This is a genomic window from Micromonospora sp. NPDC005215, assembly GCF_040607915.1.
Lineage (GTDB): Bacteria > Actinomycetota > Actinomycetes > Mycobacteriales > Micromonosporaceae > Micromonospora.
This window is the reverse complement of sequence record NZ_JBEXHQ010000042.1, coordinates 45,311-67,759: the sequence shown is the minus strand read 5'-3', so window position 1 is coordinate 67,759 and position 22,449 is coordinate 45,311. Positions and strand designations below refer to the sequence as shown.

General features: G+C 66.9%; 16 protein-coding genes. 2 read left to right on the top strand and 14 right to left on the bottom strand.

What is annotated here, in order from left to right:
• A partial coding sequence (locus ABZU25_RS26255; protein WP_355032028.1) for a TIM barrel protein occupies positions 1–273 on the top strand: 273 nt, incomplete at its 5' end.
• Positions 274–707: 434 nt separating this feature from the next.
• Positions 708–2,198 carry a hypothetical protein gene (locus tag ABZU25_RS26250; RefSeq protein ID WP_355032027.1) on the top strand — a complete coding sequence of 497 codons (1,491 nt, stop codon included), beginning with the start codon at positions 708–710 and terminating at the stop codon, positions 2,196–2,198.
• Positions 2,199–2,590: 392 nt separating this feature from the next.
• Here the strand turns inward: ABZU25_RS26250 and ABZU25_RS26245 are convergent, their stop codons facing one another.
• From ABZU25_RS26245 to ABZU25_RS26180, 14 genes are all read right to left on the bottom strand, one after another.
• Positions 2,591–5,182 (bottom strand): lectin, encoded by a 2,592-nt coding sequence (locus tag ABZU25_RS26245; protein ID WP_355032030.1) that lies wholly within the window; start codon positions 5,180–5,182, stop codon positions 2,591–2,593.
• A gap of 215 nt (positions 5,183–5,397) precedes the next feature.
• Positions 5,398–5,664: a hypothetical protein gene (locus ABZU25_RS26240; protein WP_355032026.1), complete on the bottom strand. Its 267-nt coding sequence runs from the start codon at positions 5,662–5,664 to the stop codon at positions 5,398–5,400.
• Entirely contained in the window at positions 5,661–5,963 is a 303-nt protein-coding gene (locus ABZU25_RS26235) for a hypothetical protein (RefSeq protein WP_355032025.1), read from the bottom strand. The genes ABZU25_RS26240 and ABZU25_RS26235 overlap by 4 nt, the downstream gene beginning before the upstream one ends.
• A 927-nt stretch (positions 5,964–6,890) precedes the next feature.
• Positions 6,891–7,160, bottom strand: coding sequence for a beta-ketoacyl synthase N-terminal-like domain-containing protein (locus tag ABZU25_RS26230; RefSeq protein WP_355032024.1), 270 nt, complete (start codon positions 7,158–7,160; stop codon positions 6,891–6,893).
• Between the two features lie 382 nt (positions 7,161–7,542).
• Positions 7,543–9,030, bottom strand: coding sequence for a mannitol dehydrogenase family protein (locus ABZU25_RS26225; protein WP_355032023.1), 1,488 nt, complete (start codon positions 9,028–9,030; stop codon positions 7,543–7,545).
• Positions 9,021–10,325, bottom strand: coding sequence for an enolase C-terminal domain-like protein (locus ABZU25_RS26220; RefSeq protein WP_355032022.1), 1,305 nt, complete (start codon positions 10,323–10,325; stop codon positions 9,021–9,023). The genes ABZU25_RS26225 and ABZU25_RS26220 overlap by 10 nt, the downstream gene beginning before the upstream one ends.
• Positions 10,325–11,749 carry a glucuronate isomerase gene (uxaC, locus tag ABZU25_RS26215; RefSeq protein ID WP_355032021.1) on the bottom strand — a complete coding sequence of 475 codons (1,425 nt, stop codon included), beginning with the start codon at positions 11,747–11,749 and terminating at the stop codon, positions 10,325–10,327. The genes ABZU25_RS26220 and uxaC overlap by 1 nt, the downstream gene beginning before the upstream one ends.
• A gap of 61 nt (positions 11,750–11,810) precedes the next feature.
• Positions 11,811–12,671 (bottom strand): ABC transporter permease subunit, encoded by an 861-nt coding sequence (locus ABZU25_RS26210; protein WP_355032020.1) that lies wholly within the window; start codon positions 12,669–12,671, stop codon positions 11,811–11,813.
• On the bottom strand, positions 12,668–13,591 hold the full coding sequence (locus tag ABZU25_RS26205; protein ID WP_355032019.1) for a sugar ABC transporter permease: 924 nt from the start codon (positions 13,589–13,591) through the stop codon (positions 12,668–12,670). Before ABZU25_RS26205 ends, ABZU25_RS26210 begins: the two co-directional genes overlap by 4 nt.
• On the bottom strand, positions 13,588–14,706 hold the full coding sequence (locus tag ABZU25_RS26200) for an ABC transporter ATP-binding protein (protein WP_355032018.1): 1,119 nt from the start codon (positions 14,704–14,706) through the stop codon (positions 13,588–13,590). Before ABZU25_RS26200 ends, ABZU25_RS26205 begins: the two co-directional genes overlap by 4 nt.
• 27 nt (positions 14,707–14,733) lie before the next feature.
• On the bottom strand, positions 14,734–15,804 hold the full coding sequence (locus ABZU25_RS26195) for an extracellular solute-binding protein (protein WP_355032017.1): 1,071 nt from the start codon (positions 15,802–15,804) through the stop codon (positions 14,734–14,736).
• 276 nt (positions 15,805–16,080) lie between these two features.
• Positions 16,081–17,070, bottom strand: a complete 990-nt coding sequence (locus ABZU25_RS26190; protein WP_355032016.1) for a LacI family DNA-binding transcriptional regulator — start codon at positions 17,068–17,070, stop codon at positions 16,081–16,083.
• Between the two features lie 155 nt (positions 17,071–17,225).
• Complete coding sequence (locus ABZU25_RS26185) at positions 17,226–19,919, bottom strand: glycoside hydrolase family 2 TIM barrel-domain containing protein (protein WP_355032015.1); 2,694 nt, start codon at positions 19,917–19,919, stop codon at positions 17,226–17,228.
• Positions 19,920–20,133: 214 nt separating this feature from the next.
• Positions 20,134–22,107, bottom strand: a complete 1,974-nt coding sequence (locus tag ABZU25_RS26180) for a PQQ-dependent sugar dehydrogenase (protein ID WP_355032014.1) — start codon at positions 22,105–22,107, stop codon at positions 20,134–20,136.
• Positions 22,108–22,449: the final 342 nt, after the last annotated feature.

Genomic DNA, 22,449 nt, shown 5'->3' with positions numbered 1-22,449 from the left:
CCCTACGCGGCCCTCGCGGTCGCCGGCCGGCACATCAAGCACGTCCAGGTCAGCGGCACCAACCGGGGCGCACCCGGTGCGGACCACTTCGACTGGCCCCGGTTCTTCACCGTCCTGCGGGACACCGGTTACCAGGGCCCGATCTGCATCGAGTCGTTCACGGCAGAGAACGAGACCATCGCGACCGCCGCGGCGATCTGGCGTCCACTGGCACCCTCACAGGACCGTCTCGCCACGGACGGCCTGCGCTATCTCCGGGAGACCCTCGGATGACCGCCGCCACCCACCGCCCGCCCGGTCCCGGGGTCCTGCCCGCCACCCGCATCTAGAGTCAGGAGCACCGTCCGGTGTCCTCGCGGCCGGCCGACCTCGGTTGCGCGAGCTCCGCGACAAGCAGCACTGGCCCTCCGGCCGTACGCCGCGTGGGCACGGACGACGACCACTCCCGGGTCACCATGGACACGGTGACCCGGGAGGTCGTTTCGGTCAGCGGGCCTGGTCGCCCTCACCAGTCCGCGGAGTCCTTGGCCCTGTCCGTGAAGTCAGCCATGGCGGTCCTCCTCAAATCGGTCCCTGCTGATCAGAGTCCCTGGCCCGGCCAGGGTAAACGCCGTCGACCAGTGCGGGCAGGGCCGGCGGGGGACGCCGATGCCCAGCCGGGACGGCGCGTACCATCCGCTGCGGCATCTTCGAAGAGGGGCAGGCCCGTGCACCAGTTCCCGAACTGTCGGCTGCTGTCGCTGACCGCGGCGCTGCTCACCGTCGCCCTCGCCGGTTGTGGCGGCGGGACATCGGCCGAGGGTCCGAGCTGGTCCGACGCCGCGCCGGCGACACCGACGGCCGCCGCACCGCCGTCAGCCGCCCCTCCGTCCGCCGCCGGTACGCCCACCGCGACCACCGTGAATTGTCCCAACCCCGGCCCAGCCCCGCGCTCGGCCACCGCACTGGACCCGACGGCAGCCACCTACCTCGGGCGAGACGGAGCGGACACAGCCAACGCGGTCGACATCTCCGCCGGCTGTGAGATCGTGGTCGGCGGCCGGTTCACCGGTCTCTCTGGCGGCACCGCCACGACGCTGGGCAAGGGCGGCGCCGGTGCGGTGCTCCGGCTGGACCCCACCGGCCGCAAGCTGATCGGCACCACCCGGCTCGCTGGTGCGGTGGAGGACCTGGAGGTACGCCGTGGCGGCGGCGAAATCGCGGTCGCCACCAATCGGGGCGTGTTCCTGCTCGACGCGCGCGCCACGGCCGCCCGCTGGCAGCGCGGCGGTGCAGCGACCCGGGTCGCGGTCGGAAGCGCGGGCACCGTCGCAGCCCTCTTCGGCGGCACCGTCAAGGTGTACGACCTGAAGGGCGCCACCCTCACGAGCATCCGCCCGGCTGACCGGACCGTGAGCGACGTGGCAGTCGACGACCGCGCCGGACTGGTCTTCGTGAGCGGATTCAGGCAGGTCAATGCGGGCCGCTGTGTGCCGGTGCAGATCGCCTACGTGCACGCCTACGACCAGCGGGGCAAGCTGCGCTGGCGGGCGTACGACCACGCGGCTGACCGGCTCGGCGATCTCTGCGCGGACAGCCGGGCCGACCGGATCGCGCTGGGCCGCGACGGCCGTCTTTACCTGGCCGGGGAGACCGCAGGCGGGAACACCATCTTCAACCGGTCCGCCGCCGATCCGTCCCGGCCGGCACCGAACGTGGTGATCGACTCGTTCACCGAGGCGTCCAACACGTCGAACGCGCACCTCACCTACCTGGCCCGGTTCGACCCGGCCACCGGCCGGCAACTTGTCGGGCAGATGCTGCTGGCCCGGATCGACACCAAGGGCGACCAGGGCAACACCATCAAGCCGTATGCGATCACCGCCGACGAGTCCGGCCGGGTGTACGCGGGGGGCGTCTCGGCGTACCAGATCGCCGGCCGGAGCCGGGCCACCCTCGGTGGCGATCGGCTCGCCCCGTACGCCGGCGGGGACGCCTGGGTGCTGGTGCTCTCGGCGGACCTCAAGCGGCGTACCACCTGGACGGTCTTCACCGACGGCGGTGCCGGTGCGGTACGCGGGCTGGCCGCGGGCTCCGGGATCGCGGCCGCCGCGGCCCGGGTGGACAAGGGTCGGTTCTGGCGGACCCGGAGCGTGCAGTCTGGCGGCCTACCCGCCGGAGGCTCCGGCTACCTGACGGCCTGGCCCGGGCTGTCCTGACTCGACCCGTCACGCGGGCCCGTCATTCGGCGTTGCCGTGGCGGGGTGTCAGCCGTATATGTCCTCGGCGGCTTGGATATCCGGCGCCTCGCGCCAGAAGTAGTCCTCGTTCAACGCGGCGAACGCCGCGTCGGTGTTGGCCGTCGCCGGTGCTGCAGCCCTGGGCAGGCTTGCGGAGCGTTGTGGCTCGCTGCGGCGGAACTCTGCGCGGCAGTCAGGCTGCCCGCGGCGATGGCGACTGCGGTCGTCGCGGCGAGTGCCGATACCCTCATGTTCACGCCTGTCCTCGTATTTGGGATGCGTGCAATGAGGGCTACGTCCGAGCGCTTCGGGTCTAAGCGACGGCACCGCAGTCCTACGCGGGCACGGAGAGTGTCGGCAGAGCCCGACGGCTACGCTCGCGCCCACTTCTGGTTGGTGCCGCCGGTGCAAGTCCAGATTGCCAGCAATGTGCCGTTGGCGGTGCCGTGTCCGGTCGCATCGAGACACTTGCCTGACCCGATGTTGACAACGCTGCCGTCGGCGTTGACGTTCCACTGCTGTGCGCTGCTGCCGTTGCAGTCGTAGATCTGGACCGGGGTGCCATCCGCGGTGCCCGAGGTCCGGACGTCCAGGCACTTGTTGCCGTAGACGGTCATCGCCTTGGTCGTGGAGCTTGACGTCCAGGTCTGGTTGCTACCACCGGTGCAGTCCCAGAGCGCGACGACCGTGCTGTTGTTCTGCGATGCGCCAGGGACGTCAACGCAGCGCCCGGACTCCTGGCCCCGCAGCGGCCCGGTGACAGAAGTGCTGCCAGTTCCCGAGTACGACGGTGGGGCTGCGGAGGCGCCGGTCGCCCATGAGGTATTCGGGGACGTTCCCAGGGTGAACGCCAGGGTGCCGCCGCCAATCGCGAAGGACTGCGGAAGGAAAGCGTTGTTCCAGTTCGCCCCGTTCAGTGAGGCGCTCTGCACATACGGCGCGTTGGTGGCCGCCTGAGGTGCGGTGATCTGGATTTTGCCACCGCCGCCCAGCGATATCGACACCTCGGTAAACAGTGGACTACCCAGGGCCAGGTCCGAGGTTCCCGGGGTGTTCGGGTAGACCCCCATCGCGGACCACACGTACCAGGCACTCATGGTGCCGAGGTCATCGTTGCCGACGCCCCAGTTCGCCGGCGAGGTGTTCCACAGCTCGTTCTGCACCTGGCGGACCTTCGCCTGCGTCTTCCAGGGCTGGCCGACATAGTCGTATGCCCAGGGCAGGTTCATCGATGGTTCGTTGCCCATGTCGGCCTTGTCGGAGTCGTTGCTCTGGCCATGCAGGCTGGACAGCACGTTGTCAAGGTAAGTGATCATGCCGCCGTTGCCGCCCTTGGCGTCGGCGAGTCCGCGCAGGTTGAACGGCACCATTCCGGTGTACTGCCAGGACGTCCCCTCGACCATGTCCGTGCTTTTCTTCGGGTCGAAGTTGGGCCGCCACTGACCGTTCAACTGCTTGCCCTGCATGAAGCCGGTGGCGGGGTTGAATACGTTGCGCCAGGACTGGGCCCGGTTGATGAACCGGTCGCGGTTCGACGTGTCTCCCAGCCGGCCGGCCATCGCACCGACGGCAAAGTCGGAGGTGGCGTACTCCAATGTCGTCGCGGTGGGGCCATAGAAGCCGCCCTCGTACGTGCCGTCCGTTGGCAGATAGCCGATCGTGTCGATGTAGCGGTTGCCCTTGCGGACCATGTTCTGAGCGCTGGCCTGCGCCACCATTGCGTTCTTCGCCGCGTTAAGGTCAAAATTGGTGGCACCGAACGCGTGGTAGTCAGAAATGATGATGGGCGCCGGGTCGCCGTTCATCACGTCGGTGTCCGCGTTGTTCAGTGACCACTTCGGCAGGAACCCGCTCTGCGCGTAGTCGTTGACCAGGGACTGCGCCGCGTCGCTCGCCGACTGTCGGTCGACCAGGGCGTGCAGTTGTGCCTGGCTGCGATAAATGTCCCATCCGGAGAAGGTCGCATACTGCGCCTTCTGCGCACCACTCACAGTGTGGACCTGGCGGTCGAAGCCGGTGTACTGACCGTTGACGTCGCTGTACACGTTGGGGTGCAGCAACGCGTGGTACAGCGCGGTGTAGAAAATTTTCTGCTGGTCACTGGTGCCGCCGGCAGTCTGGATCCTTCCGAGCATGCCGTTCCAGGCGTTGTGGGCGGCCTGGCGGGTGCCCTCGAAGTCCCAGTTGGGGTTTTCGGCAATCCGATTGGCCGACGCGTTGGAGTCCGACACGAACGAGACGCCGACCTTGGCCTGCACGATGCGGTTGCTGCTGGCGTCGAACGTCACCGAGTTGCCGCCGCTGAATGAGCCGTTCGAGCTCATGGGCCGGTCGAAGATCATGTTGAAATGCAGCGTGTAGGTCGGACTGGACGCGCAGAAATGCCCCGACGTGATCCAACCACGGACCTCGGTGCTGCTGACGCGGGTGAAGCTCATCGCGTCCGTTCGGGTGCCGGCCGAGCCTAGTTTGAACAAGAGGTTGGCCTGCCCCGTGGAGGGGAACGTGAACCGGGCCATCCCGGAGCGGGTGGTCGCGGTCAGCTCGGTCTTGACGCCATTGCCCAGCGTCACCGAGTACGCGCCAGCGCTCGCCGACTCGGCGCTGTGCGAGAAGCTCGAGGTCGCCGCGCCATTGACTGCGCCGACGGTCGGCAGGATCGGCACGTCGGCCGTGGCGTTGCAACCCGGCCCAGAGATGTGGTTGAGGCTGAAACCGGTGATTGACGTGTCGCTGTAGGCGTAGTTCCCACCCGGCGGACGGGATGGAGTGTCCGGGCTCCACTGCACCATGCCGAACGGCGTGACCGCGCCGGGAAAGGTGTTGCCCCCGTTCGAGGTCCCCAACAGGGGGTTGACCAGCGAGGCTGGATCCGTCACCGCGGCATCCGCGTGGGGGTTGGGTGCGGCCACCAACCCGAGCAGAGCGAGGCTGCTGACGACGGGGAGGCACCACCATCGCATCTTCACGGCAGCTCCAAGATCGAATATCCCCGGCGGAGGGCGAGGGAAGACTGGCATTCAGGGAACTCGATGTCGGCCTCAATGTCAACGTTGTCACACGACAAAGCTAACGTTGTCATCGGCTCGTGACCCATCGGCAACACCGACGTCGCCGCTCATGTTCGCCCGCCGTTGGCCCACACGCTGCAACTCCTCGGCGTAGTCACCTTCCCGGGTCACTGCGGCCTGCCGAAGGCGTCGAACGTCGAGGCGCCGAAGTCGCCACGCGTCCCGATCAGGTTCAGTGGGTGGCGGCGGGGAAGCTGCCGCGCGTGGCCGAACAGCACCGCGTGAGCGGTTTCGCGCTGGCGGCATGGCTCGATCTCCCCGCATGCCAGGCACCGGCCGCCGATGTCCGAGCGCAGATGCTGGTCGATCACGCGACGCGCTGTCTCCGCCCCGGCCAACGCCTGTGCCGCAACCGTCGCGCGCACCCTGCTCATTCCGCACCCTCACCGGTCTTGGGCGAGCGTTGCCACCGGGCCGTGATCTGCTCGACGGTCGCGCGACCTGCGTCGGTCAGTCGTAGGGTCAGGTTCCGTTGGTGAGCTACCGCCTCGACCAGCCGTTCGCCAAGCAGCAGGTAGAGGATGGCTCGGACGTCCCCCACCGACACGTCCGGCACCTGCTCGGCCAACTGGCTCATCCGCCAGTCCCGTTCTGGATCGGCCAGCAGCACCCCGTAAATCTGCTCACGCGGCGGGCTGTGTACGGCCACGATCGGTGCGTGAAGCGCTTTCATGGCAGGCGACTCTCGGCGGCATCTACGGTTACCTTGAGCGCCCACCGGTCTTGCGTGCACGGAAACCGTGCGAGGGTGCACTCCAGACACGCGGCGCAGAGCCGATCCGGTGTGGCCCGGTGAATGAGCAGAATTCGCTCTGCGTCGGCCGCCGCGTCCGCGTCGCGCCTGTCGGTCTCGATTTTCACGACCATAGCCCGTCCTCACATTCAAAGAATCTGACCTGCTGAGCGCTTTTGCATCAGCTACACCCCGCCGGAGGCCGATAGGTGGATAGCGGCAGAGGCAACCAGTACCGCGCTCGTCACCGTCCACTCTCCTTGTCCAAACAGTGCGGTGGGCCCAGCCAGGCGGAGGCGTGGTCACGTCCGGCAGCGGCTGGCCGCTGGTCCATCCGCTGCTCGCAAACTGTGGGGTGCTCACCAGCACGGCGGCATGGTGTAACTCATACACGATCATCTAGACGTACGGCGACCCCGCTACCCGGTGTCATTCGGAAGTTCCGGGGCGTCAATTTCCCGTTTCGCGGGATGTTCCCCGATCAGGGGCGGATGCGTACCGTTCAGCCGATAGGCGTCGATACGGGCTGCTCAGAGTTGTGGTGGCATGGTCGAGGAGCGGTCGGAAGGCCTGCGTCGGCAGCAGGCGTGTTCGGCTGCCGAGTTGCGGTGGGCGGGCAAGACGTGGGTTGACGAGGCCGAAATCTTCCAGGCTAGGTTCCGGTTCAATCCTCGCGTGGCGCATCGGTCGGGTGCGGGGGTGGAGCCAGGCGCAGGCTGCGGATGAGCCCAAGACCTTGAAGTCTTTCTCGTACTGGGAGATCTGGCCGGGCCGGGGTGGGTACTCGCCGTCAAAGAATCTGCTGCGGCTGATTGATATCTACGACACCCCTGCACCAACGGCATGTCCCCGCGCCCGCGCGGACTCTCACCGTCTCTCAAACGAGGATCGCACCGCCCTGACCCGGGACGTTCCCGGAGGCCCCGCGGCGAACGACAGATTGGCCTGCCTCGGATCGGCCGCGGTGCTCACCGTGCCGCTGGAGAGGTGCGCGATCCGGCCCCACGGGCCGAGTGCCGAGCCAACACCGCCGGAGATCACCAAGGGCGTGTCCCGCCGGATTGCCCGGCGGGCGTAGCCGATGGCGGCGAGCCCACCGGACTGCTCGCCGCCGAGCGCTGTGCCCGGCCCGCGCATGCCATGCCATGCCAGATGGACAGCTGTCCCGTCGTCACGGCGTAGAACCAGGCGAGCGACTCGTAGACGCTGGCGTGCTGGGGTCCGTCGTGCCACAACTTGTCGAACTCGCGGTGAAGTCGAAGCCGCCGCAGGCATTCGACGTCATGACGCCCGAGTCGTACTTGTCGCGATCACCGGCGCGCACGCCCGCGTCGTTGATCGCCCAGTCAGCCTCGGGGAGCGCCAGCCGGGTTGAGACGTCGGTCTGGGGCAGCAACCGGCCCGGAAGGTGCCGGGCCGCATCGAAGCCGGTGATCCGGCCGGCGAGCGTCCCGGCCTGCCGGTGTCCGGCGGCCGTTGCGCTTGAGATCGTGGCTGTGTTTGCCCGTGTGGGCGTTGTTCACCACGTGCAAGCCTTGACCGTGGCAGCGGCGCCGTTTGTGCTCAGCTCGTCCAGCCACCCGGTGATGGCGGCGACGAGTTCGGCGTCCTCGGCCAGTTCGGTGGGGAAGATCGCGTCGAGGCGCAGGAGGGCGCGCACTGCGGCGCCTGTCGAGCCGGCTTGGGGCCGGGACGGGTCGATCGAATGCGGAAGTGCGGCCCGGATGACGTCGGCTAGGGGATCCTGCAGCGGTAGAGGCTGACCGTCGTCGGCGACGCCCATCGTGAACCTCATCCAGGCTGCGATGGCCAGGGCCGCATACGCGGGAAGATCGCCCCGGCGACGCCGGTCGCGTACTGTCCCGACAAGACGTTGGGGAAGCTTCTGCGATCCGTCCATGGCCACCTGCATGGTCCGGTGTTCGATAGCGGGGTTGGCGAACCGCGACAGCACCGTTGCCCCATAGGTGCTCACCTGTACGCCGGCGGGCGGGTTGAGAGTGGGGGTGATGTCCTCGGTGATGAGACGCTGCAGCAGATTCGCCATTCCCGGCAGCGCAAGGGTCTCGGCGATGGTGTCGCAGCCAGCCAGCGCTCCGAGGTAGGCCGCCGTTGAGTGGACCCCGTTGAGTATCCGCAGCTTGAGTTGCTCCCAGGGTGTGACGTCGGTGGTCAGGATCGCGCCGGCGGCTTCCCAGGTGGGTCGACCACCGGGGAAGTCGTCGGTCAGCACCCACTGCCGATAGGTTTCGGTGTCGACGGCCGCGAGGTCGCGGACCCCGAGTGTGGTCGCGGCACGCTGCAGCGTGGATGGTGTGCTGGCCGGAACGATGCGGTCCACCATCGTGCTGGGGTAGGAGGCCCAGTCACCGAAGCCGCCGTCGGTGGCGAACTCGACCAGCCCGCGGACCCGGGCGCCATTGCCCGGCAGGTTGTCGCAGCAGACGATCGCAACGGGCGGTGAACCGGCGGCGGCTCGGGCTCGCAGTCCCCGTACGAGCAGGCCGGGGATGGTGACCGGCGCTCGTTGTGCGGCCAGGTCGGCCCGGATCTCCTCGTCCATGCGTAGCGTTCCCGTGGTGGGGTCGAGACGGTAAGCCTTCTCGGTAACCGTGAGAGTGACTACCTTGATCGCCGGGTCGGCGAAGAGCCGGAGCACGTCGTCGGCCTCGGTTGGCAGGTGGCGAGTGCCGGTGAGCGCTCCGACGACCCTGGTCCGCGACGAGTCGCCGGACCGGCTCGTGACGCTGTAGAGGTGGTCTTGGGCTCGCAGCTGCGCGACCAGGTCCGCTGATCGGGGAGCCACCGCGACGATGCCCCAGTCGCCGCCGGCCGCTGCCATCGCTTCCTCGGTGAAAACCGCCTGATGGGCACGATGAAACGCACCGACTCCGATATGGAGCAGCCCCATCGCATTGTCACCAGGGGTGATCAAGGGGCGGGCGGCTGGAGGCAGGACCGACAAGGTCGTACGGCTCAGCAGCGTCGGCGACGCTTTCACCGCCATGCCGGCCCATTCGGAAACGTGAACTCGGTGACCGACGCAGGCTTCATGGCGACGCTGTAGCCCGGTGAGCGGGGCAGGAGGTAGCGACCGTCGCGGATCGCGACAGGATCGACGAAGTGCTCGTGAAGGTGGTCCACATACTCGATCATCCGACCGTCCAGCGACGTGCCGACGCGAAGGAAGTCGAAGATCGACAGGTGCTGCACATACTCACAGAGGCCGACTCCACCCGCGTGTGGGCACACGGGCACGCCGAACTTGGCCGCCATGAGGAGTACGGAGAGGACCTCGTTGACACCACCGATGCGGCACGAATCGACCTGGCAGATGCTGATCGCGCGAGCCTGAAGCAGTTGCTTGAAGATGACCCGGTTGGCGGCCACCTCCCCGGTCGCCACGTGGCACCTGCCAGCGGATAGTTGCTCGACAGCCCGGGCGATGCGGGCGTGGCCGAGTATGTCGTCGGCGTGCGTCGGCTCCTCGATCCAGTAGGGATCGGCGACAGCGAGGCGGGTCATGTTGGCGATCGCCTCGTCGACGTCCCACACCTGGTTGGCGTCCATCATCAGCAGCGCGTCCGGGCCGATCTCGGACCGGATGATGCCGGCCCGTCGGACGTCGTCGGTGATGTTCCCGCCGACCTTCATCTTCACCGCCCGCCAGCCCTCGTCGACAGCCGCTCGGGTCAGGGCCCGGACCTTGTCGTCGGGATACCCGAGCCAACCCACAGAGGTCGTGTATGCGGGGAATCCCTCGCGTTCAAGCAGCGCGAGCCGCTCGGCGTAACCGGGCTCGGCCTTCGTCAGCAGTTCGATCGCCTCGTCTGGGGTGATCGCGTCGCTGATGTGGCGGAAGTCGACGCAGGCCACCAGTTCGGCGGCCGGCATCTCGGCCAGCAACCGCCACAGGGGAACGCCGGCCAGCCGGGCGCGCAGATCCCAAACGGCATTCACGAGTGCGCCGGTCGCCATGTGGATGACGCCCTTCTCCGGTCCGAGCCAACGGAGCTGGGCGTCGGCGGTCAGCGACCGCCAGAATGTGACCGGCGCGGCAAAGATGTCCTCGACCGTCCGTCCCACGACGTGGTGCGACAGCGCCCCCGCGGCGGCGCAGGTGATCTCATTGCCGCGCCCGTTGGTGAAAGTCAATCCGGCCCCGACATGGGGACCGTCGGTGCGCAGCTCCACGTAGGTGGCGGAGTAGTCACCACGATTGATGGCGTCCGAGCCGTCACCGGCGGCGGCGGTCGGGAAGCGGACGTCGTGCACGTCAAGGCCGACGATCGTGGTAGTCATTAACTCTCCAGCCGGAATACTCGTTTGGGCAGGTGGTAGGCGAGGTCGGCGATCGTCTCCGCGGCCTCGTCCAGCCGCAGTCGCCGCTGGGCGACCAGAGCGGCGAGGAACGCGGCATCGACCCTCCGGGCCACGTCGTGACGTACCGGGATGGAGCAGAACGCGCGGGTGTCGTCGACGAAGCCGGCCGTGTTGTAGAAGCCGGCGGTCTCGGTCACGGCCTCCCGGAAACGGCGCAGTCCTTCCGGGCTGTCGAGGAACCACCAGGGAGCGCCGAGGTACACCGCGGGGTAGCCACCGGCCAGCGGTGCGAGTTCGCGACTGAAGGTCGACTCGTCAAGGGTGAAGACCACCAACCGCAGCCGTGGGTCGTTGCCGAAGCGGTTCAACATCGGGGACAACGCATCCACGTAGGAGGTCGTCTGCGGCACATCACCGCCGACGTCCCGCCCATGCCGGTCGTGCAGCCAGGTGTTGTGATTGCGGACAGCACCCGGGTGCAGCTGCATGACAAGCCCGTCCTCGACCGACATCCTGGCGAACTCGACCAGCATGTGAGCCCGGAATCGCTCCGCATCCGCCGGCGTGGCCTTACCGCGCAGTCCTCGCTCGTACAGCGTCGAGGCCTGCGCAGGTGTGAGGTCGAGGGTGAGGGCGGTGGGGTGGCCGTGATCGGTGCTGGTGGCGCCGGCCGCGCGGAAGTCGGCCCGACGGCGCTCGAGTGCCCGAATGAATCCGGAATAGGTGGTGGTGTCCTCGCCGGTCACGCTGCCGAGTCGGATGACCCGGTCCGGCCAGTCCGGCCGATCCTGGTCGACGACATCGTCCGGCCGGAACGTCGTGATCACCCGGCCTCCGGGCCCACCCCACCCGTCGGCGGCCAGCTTCGCGTGCGCGGCCAGGTCGTCCAGAGGTGATTCGGTCGTCGCCAGCACCTCGATGTTGAACTGTGCGAACAGTGAACGGGGCCGGAAGTCGGTCCGTCCCAGCCGCTCCGCCAGGGTGTCGTATACCGCGTCGGCGGTTGGCGGACCGAACGGGGTGTCGACGCCAAACACCTCGGTGAGGGTCTGCTCGAACCACAGCCTCGTTGGCGTCCCGCGGAAAAGGTGCCAGTGATCAGCGAAGAGCCGCCAGATCGCGCGTCCGTCGGTCTCGGATGGGCCGCCGTCGACTCTGGGCACCCCCAGACGGTCTGGCGTGATGCCCTGGCTCAGCAGCATCCGGGTGAGGTAGTGGTCGGGCACGATGAGCAGCCGGGCCGGGTCCGGGAACGGCTGGTCCTCGGCCAGCAAACGAGGATCGACGTGGCCGTGTGGGCTTATCAGCGGCAGGTCGCGGACGTGTGTATACAGCTCGCGTGCGAGCTGTCGGACCGTGGGCTCTGTCGGGAACAACAGTGTGTCCGACGCCGGTGCGAACACCAGGGCTCCTCCGGAATTGTCAGGGGATGAGGTCGAGCGGTGGGGTGGATCGGACCAGGTGTCAGCGGCCACGTTCGTCCGCGACCCGGGTGACCAACTGGGTGGGGTTGACGAACCGCAGCGCGATGACGAGGAGGGTCAGCATGGTGAGCATGTAGATGACAGCCATCGCGTGGCTGGCCTGCGGCGCTCGGATGCCGGCACCGTAGGACGAGTTGTAGAGGACGACGACGAGCGTTTGGCTGTCGACGCCGGCGGTCAGGTAGGTCAGTTCGAACATGCCGACGGTTCGTACGAGGACCAGGACGGAGGCGGCGAGGACACCGGGGACGAGCAGCGGCAGCAGAATGCGTCGGAAGACGCTCCAGGTCCCGGCGCCGCACATTCGGGCCGCCGATTCGATTTTGGGATCGATTTGTTCAATGAAAGGCGTCATGGTGAGCACGACGAACGGAATCGAGGGCACGAGGTTTGCCAGGATGACGCCGGTGAGGGAGTTGGCGAGGTCGTATTTGTAGAGGACGGTGGCCAAGGGGATGCCGTAGGCGATCGGGGGGACGATCACCGGCAGCAGGAAGACGAGCATGACGAGGCGCTTGAAGGGAAAGTGCCGACGGGCAAGCACGAAGGCCGCTGGCACTCCGATCGCGGCTGCGATCACGACTACGGCCAGGGATGCCTTGAGGGTTACCAGCAGCACATTGGCGAGATCGAAGTCGCGCCACGACTCGACCCAGTACTGCGTTGTCAATCCCGTGGGCAACCAGGTGTCGAACCACTGGGTGGAGAACGATTTGACCACGACGGAGCCGACGATCCCGGCCAGGTTCACGAAGAAGAAAGCGATCACGCCCCAGACGAGCCAGGAGGCCGGCCTGCCGGTCAGCCGGCGTCGCGGTGGGGCCGGCGACAGATCCGTCATCCCTTACCTCCCGAGGATCCGCGATAGAGCCGTCCGCGGCCAAGCAGCACAGTGGAGATGACCACCAGCATGACGACTGCCATGACCATGGCGATGGCAGATGCCTTGGAATAGTCGTATTCCTGGTATGCGGCGTCGTAGGCGGCGATTGAAATAACGTGGGTGGTGTCTTGAGGGTCGCCGAGCATTACGGCTGACGGGAACACCGAGAACGCGAGCACGAAGTTGAGGCAGAACGTCATGGCCAGGCCGGGTACCAGCAGCGGGAAACTGATCGACCGGAAGCGCTGCCACCAGCCTGCGCCAAGGGTCGCGGCGGCCGCTTCGAGGCTCGGGTCGATCCCCGACAGGTAGGACAGAGTCAGCAGGAACGCGAACGGGAAACCGCTCACGACCAGGGAGAGCATGACGCCCCAGTAGTTGTGCAGCAGCGGGACCGGGTGGTCGACGTCGGTCAGACCTGCGACCATGAGGACGCGGTTGAGCCATCCCGTTCCGCTGAAATATTCAATCATCCCGGCCGCGGTCAGGACGGTTCCAAGCGTGATCGGGATGACCAGGGCGGTGGTGAGCAGCCTTTTGCCGCGCACCTTGCCGCGTAGTCGATACGCGATGGGCACCGACGCCAGTACGTTGATCAACGCAGCAGGCAGCCCGATCTTGAGGGTGATCCAGATCGTGGCGCGCTGGTACGGGTCGGTGAAGAAGTTGACGTAGTTGGCCAGAACACCGGTGCCGTGCTTGGGCAGGGGGTGTAGCGACAGGTTCAGGCCGTAGAGGAACGGATAGATGAAGAACGCGATCAGGAACAGCGCGCCGGGCAACAGCAGCAGCAACGACCGGTCGACGCCGCGTTCGGCCAGCCGGTGAGACAGAGCCACCCGGTGGCGGTCGTCGGTGGCAGAGGCGGGGGTCGTCACACCACAACCTCCAGTCGGTCGGCCTGCTCACTGCCAGCTGCTTGGGAGTCGGGAAAGACCAGAACCTGCTCGGTAGGAATCCAGACCGGCACAACCTCGCCGCGTTCGACGGGGACGTCGGTGCGCAGTTGTAGCGCCTGGCCGTGCGGCAGCCGGGCTTGGACGGAGATCTCACGGCCGTGGTACTCGGTGACCTCGACGCTGACCTCGATCCGGTTCCCACTGGGTCCGGCAGGCGGTTCCCCAACCAGGATGTCGTCCGGCCGGATCGCGACAATGGCCGGACCCGGGCTGAGATCACCCACCGCGAGCCCGGTCAGTTCGACGCCGTGACCGCTGGCGGTGACGGAGGCGCCGACGCCAGCGGTCACCGTCATCGACAGCAGGTTGCGGTAGCCCATGAACCCGGCCACGTAGGCGTTGGCCGGCGATCCGTAGAGCTGCTGGGGCGTGCCCACCTGCTGAACCACGCCCTCGCGGAGTACGACCAGGCGGTCGGCCAGCGACAGGGCCTCCTCCTGGTCGTGCGTCACGTACACGGTGGTAAGGCCCAGCGACTGGTGCAGTCGCCGGATCTCGGTCCGCATGTCCAACCGCAGCGCGGCATCCAGGTTAGACAGCGGCTCGTCCATCAGCACGAGCCGCGGCTCGATCACGATGGCCCGGGCGATGGCGACCCGTTGCTGCTGGCCGCCGGAGAGCTGGCCGGGCAGTCGATCGGCGTAGTCGGTCAACTGCACCAACCGCAGCGCCTCGTCAACCCGGCGGTGGCTCTCCACGCGACCGACGCGGCGCATCTGCAGCCCGAACCCGACGTTGCCCCGGACTGTCAGGTGCGGAAACAAGGCGTAGTTCTGGAAGACCATGCCGAATCCACGGCGCTCCGGCGGAAGTGTGTCGACCCGCTGGTCGTCTAACCAGATACTGCCCTGGGTCAACGGAAGCAGCCCGGCCAGGCAGTTCAACGCCGTCGACTTCCCGCAGCCGGACGGGCCGAGCAGCGCCACGAACTCGCCGCCGGTGATGGTCAGGTTCAGCGTGTCCAGCACGGTCTTCTCGCCGAACCGCCGGCTGACCTGTTCCAGCCGCAACTGGTCGAACCGTTGCTCAGTCATCAGATACCTCACCCAAGCGCCACGACCTCACTTCTTGGCCGCGCCGATCTCCAGGTCCCACTTGGAGAACGCGATCACCTGCTGCTCCGCGGGCAGCGACGACTCCTGCGGATTGTTGGCGATGAGGGCGTCGTACTCAGGGCGGCCGAATCTGGCGATGGCGTCCTGGCTGGCCTGGGGGGCCATGTCCAGGGTGACGCCCTTGACGGCTGGGCCCGGGTAGAAGTAGCCCTTGTCGAACGCGATCGCCTGCTGCTGCGGGGTCAGCATGTCCTGTAGAAGGCTCAGGATCGCCGAAAGCTTGTCGCTGTTGACACCCTTGGGGACCACCGCGTACTGGGCATCGGTGACCCAGTGGAAGCCCTTCAGGGTGGTGATCTTCGTGGTGTTCGGCACGGTACCGAGCACCCGAGGGTTGATGTCCCAGCCCGTGGTGCTGGCGACCATGTCGACGGTGCCCTTGCCGAGGTTGGTCATGGTGTTCGTCGTTCCTGCCTCGTACGGCCCGGTGTACTGGCCCAGCTCTTTGAGGTACGCCCATGTCTTGTCCCAACCGGTGGTCGGGCTCTTCGGGTCGACGTCACCCAGGATGTAAGGCAGGCCCATCAGGAGCGTGCGGCCGGGGCCGGAGTTCTTCGGCACCGCGTACTGGAATCGGCCGGGATTCGCCTTGGCCCAGGCCAGCAGCTCCTCAGCTGTCGTCGGCGGGTTGGGCACCTTGGCCGGGTTGTACGCGAGAAGTGGGCCCGACGGATACTGCACCAACTCCACGCCGTACCCCTGGGCCAGCTCCTGCATCTTCATGGCCGGGTCGGTGTAGTTCTTCATGTTGGACAGCCGCGAATCGAAGTCCGGCGTCATCCTCGTGAACAGGTTCTGGGAGATGCCGGCCGACAGCCCGTCGGTGCCGGTGAGCACCAGGTCGATGTCGAGTCGGCCCGCGTCCTGCTGGGCCTTGAGTTTCCCCGCCATGTCCGGCGCCTTACCGGTCGACGTGGTGATCCTGCTGACGATGTCCGGGTGTTCCTTGACGAAGTTGTCCAGCATGCCCTGGGTCAGCTGCAGGTTGCCGGCGACGTCAAGAATGTTGAGCGTCACCGGGCGGGACGGTTTGTCGGGAACGGCATCTGCGGAGGTGGGCGCGGTCGTATCGGCGGTTGGTGCGCCACAGGCCGTCGCGAGCGCGGTAAGTGTGACGACGGCTACCAGCCCCAGGCCGAGCCGCCGGCCGGCTCCGACGGACGGTCGTGGACACGACGTGCCATAAGAGAAGCCGGATCTGAATCTGGTGAAGGTACTCATGGGTAGCCCCTTTGCGGGATCAGCGGCGGCGCGGGCGCGTCACCGTGGATGCAGACGGGAGGTCGTCAGGCGTTAGCGGATCGGAGGGACAGTGGTCGTCGCCCGCACGATCAGGTTGGTGCTGAGTTCGCGATGGACGTCGGCGTCGTCGTCGGCGCCGTCGATTCCCGCCAGTAGGAGGTCGACGGCCGCTCGGCCACCGGCCTCCATGGGCATCGCCACCGTGGTCAGCGGTGGAGAGCACACCGCCGCGAAGAGCAGGTCGTCGAAACCCACGACGCTCATGTCCTCGGGCACCCGGACGCCTCGGTGTGCCAGCCGGGACAGAACGCCCAAGGCCATGAGATCGTTGTAGGCCATGATGGCCGTGACGCCACCGGCCACCGCGAGGTCAGCGGCCTGTATGCCACCGTCGAAAGTCGGCTCGAACGGACCGAACTGGATAACGTCGATGTTGTTTCGCGCGGCGGCGGAGCGCATGCCCCGCCGACGCTCCCGGTTTGACCACGACTTGCTCGGCCCGTTGAGGTATGCGCAGCGCCGGTGACCAAGCGCGCCCAGGTGGTCCAGCACCTGACGGATGCCGTTCGCACTGGCCATCAGGACCGCGGGGATGTCACCTAGCCGACGGTTGAGCAGCACCAGCGACGTTACTTCGGCCAGCGCGTACAACTGCGGATCCGACGCGATCGGGGCGCACATGATCACGCCGTCCACCTGACGGGCCATGGTTCGAACCAGGGCCTGCTCGGAAGCCGAGTCCTCCTCTGCGTCGACGAAGAAGACCGCATAGCCGCTCCGCCGGGCTCTGGCCTGAACTCCCCGTAGCACGCCTGTGTAGAAAGGGTTACTCAGGTCGGACACGACAATGCCCAGGTTTCCGGTGCGCCCCGTGATGAGGCTCCGGGCGGCCGGATTCGGTTGGTAGCTGAGTTCCTTGGCGGCAGCCAGTACCCGTTCACGAGTATCCGGGCGCACCAGGTGCGATGCGCTCAACGCGCGCGACACCGTGGAGGTCGACACCGCCGCTCGCCGGGCAACGTCGTGGATGGTGACCGGCATGGCACTCCTCTGACAATTCGAACCTGTCAAGAGGTCGGCGAGGCGACCTCTTGACATGCTTCTACACGGTCGTTAAGGCAGCTTGGAGCGCGCTGATGGCGCAGTGCAGTTAGAGTCGACTCTTTGTGCATCCGTTAATGACGATGTGATGTATTTCAGGTACCGAAGCGGAAGTAGATGCTGCGGTGGTAGTCGCCCGCGCCGACGTTCGGCTGGCTCTCAGGTCCGAGCGCGCCGACACTGTGGAACTTGTTCCCGATCGGCGGGATGCCATCGAGGAATGACAAACTCTTGGAGGGGTAGGGTGCCGTGGCGTTCTTCGGGTCCACGCCGACGGCGGGAGTGAACAAGCGCAGGAAAAGGTTTTCCTCGGCGGCTACCATCGTGATCGTGCCCTCGGTGGTGCTCAGCGCCGCCCAGTAGGTGCGGGCGTGGTAACCCTTGAACTCCGGGTACTGAAAGCCGCTGGCGCCGGTGGCCGTGTTGTTGTACTGCTTCGTCCAGACATCTGTCGACACACCCCGCAGACGGTTCTTGTAGACCCGGTGAGGTCCGTCTCCGAGCCAGGTCAGGCCGCGCACGTTTGCCTCGGGGTAGTCGAAGCCCACCCCGAAATAGTCGTGGTTGCCGGTGCGACGGTAGGTGTATTCCAGCTGCAACCAGCCGTTGGAATCCAGCCGCCACCGCGCCGAGGTCAGATCGCCGGTGTAGTTGGCCTGCACCACCCATCCGGTGCCGTCGCGGAAGTGGCTGAGGCCGGTGAAGGTCGCCGTGCCGTCGGCCGGCGCCGGGCCGTTGGACAATGACACCGTCGCCCCGGCACGCGTCACGCCGGTCAGCCGGCCGTTCGACTTGCCGATGGTGACCTTGGTCGTGCCGGCCGTCATCGTGATGCTCGTCGAGGTCTCGGTGGCGGTGACGCTGCCAGGGATCGGGACCACCAGCCGCCTGGTGAAGTCCGTGGCCTTCTTGATCCGCCACATCCAGCTGGTGACGACGCGTCCGCTCGGATCCGTCGCGGTCAGCGCCAGCGCGTCGGAGTCCAGCCAGTTGGCGGGCAGGTCGAGTGGCAACCCACCGACGGCGCCGGGGGCGATGGCGGGGCCGATGAGAGTGCCCTGCGCGGTAGCCGTGTGTCCCGTGCCGGCCCCGGGCGCTGCGAAGCGCACCAGCTGCCAGTCGAAACGACACTGGTTGAGGTTGGTGAAGTTGTACTGGTTGACAACCTTCACTGTCTTGTCGAATGAGGCGGGAAAGGTCGTGGCGTAGTAGGAAGGGCTGCTGAGCTGGATCGGCGACCAGATGTCGCGGATCGTGAAAAAGCTGCCCTCCTTCTCCCGGAACGGGCCGACGATGCCGTCGGGGGCCAGATTGCCGGCGGTGTCGAGGGCGCCACCCCGGTCGTCGCGGACGACGGTCTCGTCGACCAGCGCCCAGATGAAACCGCCGGCGGCACGCTGCCCGCCACCCATGACCTTCCAGTAGTCGTTGAGCCCTGCGCCTGCGCCGCCGTCGTAGAGCCCGTGCAGGAACTCGGTGGGCATGAACACCGTGCCCCCTGCCGCTTTACTGACCGTGCTGCTGTACGTCTGATAGTGGCTGGTGTCGATGTTGCTGAATGTGCTCCACGGGTGCAGGACCTTGCGCTTCTGGATGTCGTACTGCGCGTAGTCATCGTCGAGGCCGGTATTCCAGCCGCCCTCGTTGCCGTTGGCCCAGAACAGGACGGACGGGTGGTTGACATCACGGCTGACCATCGCCGCGACCAAGGGCGCGCCGACACCCTCGTCGTAGCGCTTCTGCCAGCCGGCCAACTCGTCGATGACGTAGAGCCCCAGCTCGTCGCACAGATCCAGGAAGTACGCGTCCGGCGGATAGTGGGACATCCGGACGGCGTTCATATTCATGTCTTTCATCAGCGCGATGTCCTGCCGTGCCATCCGCGGGCTGGAGGCGCGGCCCAGGGTCGGCCAGAAGGTGTGCCGGTTGGCCCCCTTGACCACGATCTTCGTGCCGTTAACGTAGATGCCGTCGCCAGGGCGGACCTCGATCGTGCGGAATCCGAATCTGGTGACGGTGCTGTGTAGCAGCGTTCCGGAGCTGGTCGTGACCGACATCTCCACCTGGTACAGGTTCGGGGTTTCGGCGGTCCACTGCTGGGGCGACGGCACGGTCGTGGTCAATGTCGCCTTGGTCGCGCTGGCCGGGATCGCCACCGAGAAGGCCCCACCGACGGCGGTGCCGTCCAGGCGCCTTAGCTGCCCGGTCACCCGCCCGGCGGCGCTGACGCCGGCCAACATCACGTCGACGGCGAAGGCGCCGCTGGCCTGCGCGTTCACCGCGACCCGATCGATGTGTACGGCGGGGAAGGCGCGTAGCGAAACCGGCCGGAAGATCCCGCCGAAGTTCCAGTAGTCGCCCCGGCGTTCGGCATCGTTGACCGAGTTGTCAGACGACTCCTTGCTGACCGTGGCCTCAAGGAGGTTGGGCTGTCCCAAGCGCACCAAAGCGGTTACGTCATACCGGAATTCGTAGAAGCCACCCCGGTGCCGTGGTCCGGCCGAAATGCCGTTGACCCACACCTCCGCGTCCGTCATCGCGGCCTCGAAGACCAGGTAGATCCGTCGGCCGGCCCATGAGCTCGGCGGGGTGAAGGTGTGGCGGTAGTTGCCCCGCTCGTTGGGAACGAGGTTCTGGCCGTAGTTGTAACTGCCGAAGCCGTGAAACTCCCAGTTCGAGGGAGTGGGGATCGTGCTCCACACCCCGCTGCGGCGTCCACTCGTTACTTGAAAGTCCCAGTTGACTGTGTTGTCAGCATCGGTGCCGGTCAGGACCATCGTCTCGGTCACCGGACCTGCGAGTGCCGCGTGTGCCGGCACGGCAGTTCCCAGACCGACAGCTGACAGTCCCGCTGCTCCGGCGCTGGCGGCTCCCATCGCCAGCAGATCGCGACGTTTGATCCTCATGTGCGCGCCTCCCGTCCTTGTGATTGCTGCCTATTGCTGGATGTGCCTGTGGCCGCGACGGCTACGAAGGAAGGTTCGTAGCCGTCGCGGCTGGCCGTTAGCTGCCCAGGGTGACGTGGAAGATCTTCTCGTTGCTGTTGTTGGGGGTGCTGTCCTTGTCGCCGTTGTTGGAGGTGGTCAGCCACAGACCGCCGTCCGGCGCCGGCTCCACGGTGCGCAGCCGGCCGTAGGTGCCGTTGAAATACGTCTGCACGTTTGTCAGGTTGCCGCCGCTGATCACCGCGCGGTACATGCGGGTTCCCCGCAGGCAGGCGACGTAGAGCACGTCCCGAACGATGGCGATGCCGGAGCAGGAGCCGTCCGAGGTGGGGTAGGTCCGTTTGGGCGCGATGAGGCCGGAGGTGCCGCAGCTGCCAGAAGTGCCTTCACAGGCCGGCCAGCCGTAGTTGCCACCCCTGGTGATGAGGTTCGTCTCGTCCATGATCCCGTTGCCGAACTCCTGCTCCCAGAGCCGCCCCTGTGAGTCGAAGGCCAGGCCCTGCGGGTTGCGGTGGCCGTAGCTCCACACGTAGTTGCCGAACGGGTTGTCCGAGGGCACGCTCCCGTCGGCGTTCAGCCGGAGGATCTTGCCGGCGAGGTTGTTGATGTTCTGCGCGTTGTCGCCGTTCTGCGCGTCGCCGGTGCTGGCGTAGAGCTTGCCGTCCGGACCGAACCGCAGCCGGCCGCCGTCGTGGAACTTGTTGCGCAGGATCCCGCTGACCAGCACCTGCTCCGTGCTGGTGTTGAGGACGTTGTTCTGCACCTTGATCCGTACGATCCGGTTGTCGGTAGGTGAGGTGTGCATGATGTACAGCCACTGGTCGCTGGCGTAGTTGGGCGAGATCGCCAGGCCGAGCAGGCCGCCCTCACCGTCGGTGCTCTGCACGTTCGGCACCGTGCCGACGGTGGCCTTCGCGCCGGTGGTGGGGTTGAGCCGGATGATGTCCTTCGCGTCGCGACGGCCGTAGAGGATGGCGCCGTCCGGGAGCGTAACCATGCCCCACGGGATGTCGTTGTCGGTCGCGACCTGCCGCACTGTGCATACCGAACTGCCGCAGGACGCACCGGTGGTCACCGTCACGGTGTTGCTGGCCGGCGACACGTTCGCCTGACCGTCCTGCGCGCGGACGTAGTACTGGTAGCTGGTGCTCGCCGACAGCCCGCTGTCGATGAAGCTGGTGGCGGGCGGCACGGCGCCGGTTCCGCTGACCGTGCCCACCTTGGATCCGTTACGGAAGATGTCGTAGCTACGGACACCGATGTTGTCCGTCGACGCTGTCCAGGTCAACGAGACGGTGGTGCCCGACGCCGAGCCGGCGAGCTGCTGCGGCGTGGTCGGCGGCGTCGTGTCGACCTGGCACTGCGGCGGGGTGATCGACACGGTGGTGCTGGCCTGCGAGACGTTGCCGGCGGCGTCCCGCGCGTTCACGTACAGGCCCCAGGTGGCGCCCGGCACGACGGTGAGGCTTGTCGACAGCGTGCTGCCGCTGACCGTCTTCATCTGCTGGCCGTCGTGGTAGATATCGTAGAACGCGACGCCCACGTTGTCGGTCGAGGCGTTCCAGGCGAAGGTCACCGAGTCACAGAGCAGGTTGCTGACCCGCGCGTTGCCGGGCACCGTCGGCGGCTGGGTGTCGGAGCTGCCGGCGGACGTCGTCCAGCGCTGGTTGCTCTGCCCGTTGCAGGTCCACAGGTCGACAAGGGTGCCGTTGGCCGTGCCGCCACCGGTGACGTCCAGGCACAGGTTCGATTGGGTGCCGACGATCGTGCCGTCGGCGTTGATTCGCCATTTCTGGTTGGGGCCGCCGTTGCAGGTGTAGATCTGCAGCGCGGCAGGGGCGGTGGTGTCCTGACCCTTGACGTCCAGGCAGCGGGTGTCGTTGAAGATCCGGAACTCACCGGCCGGGGTGAAGTTCCATGCCTGGTTGGCCTGGCCGTTGCAGTCGTAGATGTTGACGGTGGCGCCGAGCGCGTCACTGTTCCCGACCACGTCCAGGCAACGGCCGGAACCGACCCCGACGACGGTGGACACCGCCGCCGAAGCGGGTCCTGCCGGCAACGATGTCAAAGCAGCCACCACGCCAGCCACGGCCAGAAGAGCGACCGTGCGTGAGCGCGGCCGCTTTCGATTGGTCGACATGAACATGTAACCCTCCAGATCGGTCGTCAATGGACTACCCCGCCGCCGATTGCGGGGATGGTGAAATCGATTGCTGGGAGCGGCCGACTCCGCCAGAGCTTTCGCAGCTAGAAGTGCATGTCCTCGTTGCGGCGGGAGTCAGCGCGACGCAGCGGTCCCGCCGGATCCTGAGTGACGTTTGCCGGGGCCGTCACGAACTCCGACGTCGGCGGCAGGCGCGTTCAGCTCCCCGGA